Raw genomic sequence first — 921 nt, 5'->3', positions numbered from 1 at the left:
CCTTGGTTGTACCAAAACGATGACAACATCATTGCTATTGCTGCTGATAGCCACGTTGAATCTGACTTACCTCAAATGTCGATCAACGACTTAGAAGCGATTCGTGATTTCATCATCGATTACGCGCAGTCCTTTGACCTTTCCTCTACAAAAGGCAAAGCAGCGTCATGCTCATCTTCAAAAGACGCAGCGCCCGCGGTGTGTTGTGATTCGTTCTCTCCAGCAGGTTTAACCGTAACTCAGGGCCAACAAAAGATTGTTGATAGCATTGACGCGCTTGATCTCACAGAGAGTGTTGAATTACTGCAAGGCTACGGTCGTGTGTTGGCTGAAGATGTGATCTCGCCAATCAACGTCCCACAGAATACTAATTCTGCAATGGATGGCTACGCGATTCGTAGTGAAGATCTTGAATTGGATAGCTACAACATTGTTGCTGAAGTTATGGCTGGTCACAGCTACGACAAAACCGTTCAACAAGGTGAAGCTGTTAAGATCATGACGGGTGCACCAATGCCAGATGGCGTTGATGTTGTTGTGATGCGTGAGCAAGCCGTGCAAGATGGCGATAAAGTTAGCTTCCCAGATGCGAAAATCTCCGTTGGACAAAATGTCCGTATGGCCGGTGAAGATTTAGAAATTGGCCAACCTGTCTTTACACGTGGCACACGCATCGAAGCACCAGAAATGGGTATGATGGCGTCGTTAGGTTTCGGTACCTGCCCTGTTCTGCGTAAAGTGAAGGTGGGTGTGTTCTCAACGGGTGATGAAGTTCAGGCACCGGGCGTTGAGCAAAAGCCAAACTCTATCTACGACTCGAACCGTTTCACTATCATCGGCATGCTTCAAAAGCTAGGTTGCGACATCGTTGATTACGGCATTATCGAAGATGACGAACAAAAGATGATGGATGTACTTCAT

At 46.9% G+C, this 921-nt stretch carries 1 protein-coding gene; it reads left to right on the top strand.

Going from position 1 to position 921, the window contains the following annotated elements; all coding sequences use genetic code 11:
* Positions 1-921: molybdopterin-binding protein (locus tag AB4496_RS27930; RefSeq protein WP_372133280.1), on the top strand; the 921-nt coding region annotated here is incomplete at both ends.

The sequence above is a fragment of the Vibrio sp. 10N.222.46.A1 genome, assembly GCF_041473595.1.
Classification (GTDB): domain Bacteria; phylum Pseudomonadota; class Gammaproteobacteria; order Enterobacterales; family Vibrionaceae; genus Vibrio; species Vibrio tasmaniensis_A.
This window is presented reverse-complemented; position numbering and strand designations above follow the sequence as displayed.